General features: G+C 73.1%; 5 protein-coding genes. 2 read left to right on the plus strand and 3 right to left on the minus strand.

From position 1 onward, the window contains the following. Positions 1-111 precede the first annotated feature (111 nt). Positions 112-813 carry a phosphate signaling complex protein PhoU gene (gene phoU, locus JGS22_RS05655; RefSeq protein ID WP_211041443.1) on the plus strand — a complete coding sequence of 234 codons (702 nt, stop codon included), beginning with the start codon at positions 112-114 and terminating at the stop codon, positions 811-813. 193 nt (positions 814-1,006) lie between these two features. Here phoU and JGS22_RS05660 read toward each other — a convergent pair whose 3' ends face one another. Next, on the minus strand, positions 1,007-1,663 hold the full coding sequence (locus tag JGS22_RS05660) for a response regulator (RefSeq protein WP_211041442.1): 657 nt from the start codon (positions 1,661-1,663) through the stop codon (positions 1,007-1,009). Between the two features lie 152 nt (positions 1,664-1,815). After that, positions 1,816-3,573, minus strand: coding sequence for a sensor histidine kinase (locus JGS22_RS26980; protein WP_308405532.1), 1,758 nt, complete (start codon positions 3,571-3,573; stop codon positions 1,816-1,818). 810 nt (positions 3,574-4,383) lie between these two features. Here JGS22_RS26980 and JGS22_RS05670 point away from each other — a divergent pair. Continuing rightward, on the plus strand, positions 4,384-5,247 hold the full coding sequence (locus JGS22_RS05670; protein WP_211043820.1) for an alpha/beta fold hydrolase: 864 nt from the start codon (positions 4,384-4,386) through the stop codon (positions 5,245-5,247). Positions 5,248-5,374: 127 nt separating this feature from the next. On the opposite strand, the gene JGS22_RS05675 is transcribed toward JGS22_RS05670, so the two are convergent. Then, positions 5,375-6,136 (minus strand): phosphoglyceromutase, encoded by a 762-nt coding sequence (locus tag JGS22_RS05675; protein ID WP_211043822.1) that lies wholly within the window; start codon positions 6,134-6,136, stop codon positions 5,375-5,377. Positions 6,137-6,239 lie beyond the last annotated feature (103 nt).

Consider the following 6,239-nt stretch of genomic DNA (forward strand, 5'->3'; position numbering starts at 1 on the left):
GTTCACTTGGCGGGTCAACGTCGGATGCCTTGACCGCCCAGGGTGGGGCTTTCGGGCGGACCGGAACAACCGGCCCCACGGGCCACAACGCCATGCGAGGGAAGGACAGCCATGCGCGACGCGTACCACGAGGAGCTGGATTCGATCAGCGACAGCCTGGTCGAGATGGCCCGGCTTGTCGGCTCGGCGATCGGCCGGGCCACCACGGCGATGCTGGACGCGGACCTCAACCTCGCCGAGAGCGTCATCGCCAACGACGACAAGGTGGACGACCTCCAGCGAGGTCTGGAGACCCGCGCCATCCAGCTGCTGGCGCGGCAGCAGCCCGTCGCCACCGACCTGCGGATCGTGGTCACCTCGCTGCGCATGAGCGCCGACCTCGAACGCTCCGGCGACCTGGCGCAGCACGTGGCGAAGGTGGCGCGGCTGCGCTTCCCCGACTCCGCCGTGCCGGGCGACCTCCAGGCCACGATCCTGGAGATGGGGCAACTGGCGCAGCGCCTGATGGCGAAGGCCGCCGAGGTCATCATCACCAAGGACGTCGACCTCGCGCTCCAGCTGGAGCAGGACGACGACAAGATGGACGACCTGCACCGCACCCTCTTCCAGCACCTGATGGACGACCGCTGGCAGCACGGTGTGGAGACCGCGGTGGACGTCACGCTGCTCGGCCGCTACTACGAGCGTTTCGCCGACCACGCGGTCTCGGTCGCCCGCCGCGTCGTCTACCTGGTGACCGGTGACTACGCCGACGAGATCGACCCGGCCACGGCTGCCGCAGGCGCCGCGGGCACCTCCTCCGCCGGGAGCTGAGCGACCCGGCGCTCACGGCACGGCGGCGCGCGTACGGCGGCTCGTCCGGCGCGCGTACGGCGGCTCCCGGCAGCGCAGGCGGCGGGGCGCCGGGACCGGCCGAGCGGGTGTGCGACGCGGGCCGCCACGGCGGCGTGGACGCGGTGCGTGCGAGGGCAGGCGATGCGGATGGGCGGGTACGGGCGCGGGGCGCCTACCCGCCCATCCCCGCGTCGCGGGCGAGCAGCGCCGCCTGTACCCGGTTGCCGCAGCCCAGCTTGGCCAGGATGCGGCTGACGTAGGACTTCACCGTCGCCTCGCTCATGTGCAGCACCTCGCCGATGTCGGCGTTCGCCCGTCCCTCGCCGAGGAGTTGCAGCACTTCCGACTCGCGCGGGCTCAGCTCTGCCAGCCGGCGCCGCGCCTGCTGTGCGCGTACGTCCTGGGCGCCGGTGTCGCCGAGGTTGTCGATCACGTAGCGGGTGGCGCCGGGCGAGAGGTACGCGTCGCCGGCGGCGGTCGCCCGTACGGCGCGCATCAGCTCTTCGGGGGCGGAGTCCTTCAGCAGGAAGCCGGCGCCGCCCTGGCGGAGCGCGGCCAGTACGTTCTCCCGCTCGCCGAAAGTGGTGAGGATCAGCGGCTTCGCGGTGGGGACCGTGCGGCGCAGCTCGGCCAGCGTGGAGAGTCCGTCGAGCACCGGCATCTGGATGTCGAGGAGCACGACGTCGACGCGGTGGCGCTGGGCGAGATCGATCGCCTCGCGCCCGTTGCCCGCCTCGGCCACCACCTCGATGTCCTCCGCCGAGGTGAGGATCAGTGTGATCCCGGCGCGGATCAGCGGCTCGTCGTCGGCGATGAGGACCCGAATCAACGAGAACTCCCTTGTGAAGTGGGTGGGTTGGCACGCGCCCGGCGGGAGCGTGCGCGGATCTGCCGGGCCGGTCGGCGGCCGGTCGGCCGCGGCGCACGTCGGCGGTCCGCTGCGGTGTCTGCGGTGTCCGGTCGAGGCCCGGCCACTGCCGGTCAGTCGAAGGCCAGTTTCTGGATCAGCTTGCCATCCCGGAAGCAGAACCTCGCCAGGTCCCCCGTCCCGTCCTTGTTGAGCGCCTCGGCGGAGAACATCACCACGCAGGTGGCGTCCTTCGGCCGGGGGTGCTCGGCGTCGAGGATGCCGGCGAAGGAACTGGGCCGCGGCAGCCGTTCTCGCACGAGGTCCTCCTGCTGGCCGACCCGCACTCCCCGGTAGGTGTCCTGGTCGACCAGGGATCGTTCGATGTCCAGTCCCAGCCACACCACTCCGGTCACCACCAGGGCGATCAGCAGCCCGCCGATCGCCAGCGCGGAGGGCAGGCAGCCGCGGGACCTGCCGACCACGGCGCGGTCCAGATCGCGCACCGCACGCTGCTGCCGGGCGTCGACGGCCGGTGTCACCGCGTCGTACGGCAGCGCTCCGGCCAGCCGGAAGCCGCCGGTGCCGTACGGGCCGTGGTGCAGCATCCCGCCGGCGGCGCGGGCGCGTTCGCCCAGGCCGTCCAGGCCGCGTCCGCCGCTGACGGCGGTGGCCGAAGCGGCTTCGGCCGCGTCCGGATCGCCGCCGGGCGCCGGGTTGTTGACCACTTCGACGAGCAGCACGTCGGGTTCGTAGCGCAGGCCGACGGCGACGGGTGAACCGGGGGCGTGCTTGTGCGCGTTGGTCAGACCCTCCTGGACGATCCGGTACGCGGCCTGGTCCGCCGCCGGCGCGAGCGCGCGCGGCGTGCCGGTGACGGTGTGGCTGACTGCGGTGCCTGCGCGGTGGGAGGAGGCGACGAGTTCCGGCAGATCGGGGACGCCCGGTGCGGAGGCGGCCTCCGTACCGTCGCCCTCCTCGTCCTTGAGGATGCCGACGACCTCCCGCAGCTCCCTCATCGCGGTCACCGACGCCTCGCGCAGCACACCGACGGCCTCCCGCTGCTGCCCGGACAGTCCCGCGTCCACCTGGAGCGCGCCGGTGTGCACGGCGATCAGGGTGAGGTGGTGGCCGAGGCTGTCGTGCATGTCCCGGGCGATGCGCTGGCGTTCACGCATCCGGGTCTCCCGGGCGATGATCGAGTTCTCCCGGATCAGCTGGTGGTGCTGGGCCCTGATCGCCGCGAGCAGCGAACGGCGCTGGTGCAGATAGCGCGCCGTCAGCCCCGGGATCGTCACCATCGCCAGGAACCACACCGCCGAGACGAAGACGCCCATCAGCGAGCGCGAACCGCCCTCGGTCAGATAGGAGCCGTGCAGGTTGCCGCCGAGGTCGAGCAGGAAGGCCGTTCCGAGGAAGGCCAGCGCCCGCCACGGTTCGACGATCCGCTTGCCGGCCGACCAGCCGACGATCGGCAGCAGCGCGCCGAGTCCCGGCAGGGCGGCGGACACACCGGCCACCGTCAGCAGGGCCGTGCCCGGGAAGGACCGACGTACGACACAGACCACCAGCGTCAGCAGCAGCAGCGCCGCGACCTGCGTGACACTGCCGCCGTCGATCATCTGGACCGACAGCGCCAGCAGCGTGAGCAGCGGGACGGTCAGAAGCTCCCCGACGATCTGCCCCGCGGTCCACGGCTCCGGGCCGCCGCCGACCCAGCGCGCCGCCCGGGTGATCGGGCCCGGCCGGTGTCGTTCCTGACGCTCTTCCCGACGGCTTTCCCGACGGCCGGCCCGCTGGTCCTGCGAGCCCTCGTACGGGTCCGCCGCGTACGCCGTACGGGGCCGCGCAGCCGCGCCCGCGGCCCTGCCCGTGCCTGGAAACTCACTCACGGGAGCACGGTACGGAACCCGGCCGGACCGAACGACATCCGTTCGTCGCCCCCGACCCCGACTTTGGTCGCGGATCCGACCGCGGCGGGCCGCGGACGGTCGACCCGGCGGCGGTGGCGGCAGTGGCGGTGGCGGTGGCGTGCGGTACGGCCGGGCGGTACGGCGGCGGGGTGCGGGCAGCTCGGCGGAGCGCCGGAGGTGGTCGGTACGGCGGCAGGCGCAGCCGGGGACGGTGTGGGCGGCGGGTGGGCGGTGACGGAGTCGAGGGGGCGACAGCGGTGGGGCTTCTGGGTGCCTTGGGTCGGCGGGGGCGAGGTGCCCTCGCCGGACACCGATGCGCCGTTGCCGCGCCCCTCGGAAGGCGACTGCAATGGAGGCGTACGGTCACGACCTGCTGCCGACCCCTCTGGAGCGACGCAATGACCGAGCTCAAGCGCACCCCCGCGGCCCCTTCCCCGCTCTCCGCCTGCAGCTGTGGTTCCGGCTGCAGCTGCGGCTGCCAGTCCGGCGGCTCCTGCCAGTGCGGCGGGGGCTGCTGAGCCTGAACCGGGACCACGGGACCGGAGGTCCGGTTCACCGCACGAGGAGCACGGCTCCGGGCCCGGAGGCATCCCTGACAGTGCTTCCGGGCCCGGCCCCGCCCGGTGGGGCCCGTTCGGTGGCCCGGCCGGCGGGGTCCTCACCCGGCTCCGCAGGCCGGCCCGGTGGCCGGCCCCGGTGGCCGGCCCCGGTGGCCGGAAGCGCGGCGGCCGTCGGAGAAACCCCCGCGGACAGCGATGAGTTCGCGCCGCTCCCCCGGTCGGTACGGGCATGACGACACACACGCTGGTGACCGACGAGGTCGACCTCGTCCACGACGTACACGGGCCGCTGCCCACCGCCGACGGGCAGCCGGTGCTGCTGCTGATCGGGCAGCCGATGGACGCGAGCGGCTTCACGAGCCTGGTCTCCCACTTCCCGGACCGCACCGTGGTGACGTACGACCCGCGCGGGCTCGGCCGCAGTACCCGCAAGGACGGCCGTACCGACCACGATCCGAACGTCCAGGCCCGGGACCTGCACACCCTGATCGGCCAGCTGGGCGCGGGGCCGGTGGAGTTGTTCGGCTCCAGCGGCGGGGCGGTGGTCGGGCTGACGCTCGTCGCGGCACACCCCGAGGACGTGGCCGTCCTGGTGGCGCACGAGCCGCCGCTCGTCCCGGTGCTGCCCGACGCCCCTGCCGCGCTGCGGGCGCGCGACGGCTTCCAGGAGGTCTACCGGGACAGGGGCTGGGGCGCGGGTATGGCCGCCTTCATCGCCATGACGTCGTGGGAGGGCGAGTTCACCGAGGAGTACTTCGCGACTCCGGCACCCGATCCCGCGGCGTACGGGCTGCCCACCCAGGACGACGGCTCCCGCGACGATCCGCTGCTCTCCGAACTCTCCAACGCGGTCAGTTCGCACCGACTCGACCTCGACGCCCTGCTCGCCGCCCCCACCCGTGTCGTGATCGCGGTCGCCGAGGAGTCCGGCCCCACCTTCACCGGCCGTACGTCCCTCGCGACGGCGGCGCTGCTCGACCGCGAGGCGGTCGTCTTCCCCAGCCACCACGGCGGCTTCGCGGGCGAGGAGACCGGCCACCCGGGCCGCCCCGAGGAGTTCGCCCACCGCCTCCGCGAAGTCCTCAGAGCCTGACCCCGGTCCGCCCGTCCGTACCGAGGGCCTCCGCAGCGATTGGCCGCACCGGGGCCACCGCGACCCGGGCCGTGAAAATGCCCCCGATCCGCGCCGTATGCGCAGGTCGGGGGCATGATCGCGAGAGCTACTTCTTCTTGCCCTGGTTCTTGACGGCTTCGATGGCGGCCTTGGCGGCTTCCGGGTCGAGGTAGGTGCCGCCGGGGTTGACCGGGCGGAAGTCGGCGTCCAGCTCGTAGGCGAGCGGGATTCCGGTGGGGATGTTGAGGCCGGCGATGTCCGCGTCGGAGACGCCGTCCAGGTGCTTGACCAGTGCGCGCAGGCTGTTGCCGTGGGCGGCGACCAGCACGGTGCGGCCGGCGAGCAGGTCGGGGACGATGCCGTCGTACCAGTACGGCAGCATCCGCACCACGACGTCCTTCAGGCACTCGGTGCGCGGGCGCAGCTCCGGCGGGATGGTGGCGTAGCGCGGGTCGTCGCTCTGCGAGAACTCGCTGCCGTCCGCGAGCTCCGGCGGCGGGGTGTCGTACGAGCGGCGCCAGAGCATGAACTGCTCCTCGCCGAACTCGGCGAGCGTCTGCGCCTTGTCCTTGCCCTGGAGCGCGCCGTAGTGGCGCTCGTTGAGACGCCAGGAACGGTGGACCGGGAGCCAGAGGCGGTCGGCCGCCTCCAGCGCGAGCTGCGCGGTGCGGATGGCACGCTTCTGCAGCGAGGTGTGCAGCACGTCGGGGAGCAGACCGGCGTCCTTCATCAGCTCACCGCCGCGGACCGCCTCCTTCTCGCCCTTCTCGGTGAGGTTGACGTCCACCCAGCCGGTGAACAGGTTCTTCGCGTTCCACTCGCTCTCGCCGTGGCGGAGGAGGATCAGCTTGTACGGTGCGTCGGCCATGCGACTCAGCCTAGTCGGTGCGTACGGGGCCCCTCGCGGCTGTTCCCACCGTCGACCGGCGAGCTGCGGACGGCGGGCTGCGGACGGCGGCGCGGGCGTGCGG

Origin of the sequence: Streptomyces tardus (assembly GCF_018101125.2) — a bacterium.
Classification (GTDB): Bacteria; Actinomycetota; Actinomycetes; order Streptomycetales; family Streptomycetaceae; genus Streptomyces; species Streptomyces tardus.

What these genes read in the sequence shown, in the direction of transcription:
- phoU (WP_211041443.1), top strand. Translation starts at nt 112, where the DNA reads ATGCGCGACGCGTACCACGAGGAGCTGGATTCGATCAGCGACAGCCTG.
- JGS22_RS05670 (WP_211043820.1), top strand. Translation starts at nt 4,384, where the DNA reads ATGACGACACACACGCTGGTGACCGACGAGGTCGACCTCGTCCACGAC.
- JGS22_RS05675 (WP_211043822.1), bottom strand. Translation starts at nt 6,136, where the DNA reads ATGGCCGACGCACCGTACAAGCTGATCCTCCTCCGCCACGGCGAGAGC.